Genomic DNA, 417 nt, shown 5'->3' on the forward strand with positions numbered 1-417 from the left:
ATGTGGGTGATTACCGCATTCAGGAACAATGGCGCCAGCTGGAGCCGGGCATGGCGCTGACCGTGGAGCCGGGGCTGTATGTGGCGCCGGATGACACCACAGTGGACGAGCAATGGCGGGGTATTGGCATCCGTATCGAGGATGATGTGCTGGTCACCAAAACCGGCTGCGAAGTGCTTAGTCACGAAGTGCCGAAGGACGTGGCGGATATCGAAAAGATAATGAAGGGTAGTTGAAAGTTTAAAGTTGAAAAGCGCGAGAGGGGGGTTGCCTTTGAGTGTCTGTGCCCGCGCCATTACCGGGGAACGCGGGCACGACATTACACACATCGACAACTGGATTCGCGTTTAAACTTTACACTTTGAACTTTCAACGCTTTGCATGATTCGCGCCTCAAGTGGCGCTCCTACAGTGAAA

The 417-nt window shown here is 54.2% G+C and carries 1 protein-coding gene; it reads left to right on the forward strand.

What is annotated here, in order from left to right; translation table 11 throughout:
- Nucleotides 1-236 (forward strand): M24 family metallopeptidase (locus A3754_RS05570; protein WP_156496832.1); only part of this gene is annotated, 236 nt, incomplete at its 5' end.
- Nucleotides 237-417: the final 181 nt, after the last annotated feature.

This window comes from Alcanivorax sp. HI0083 (assembly GCF_001635175.1).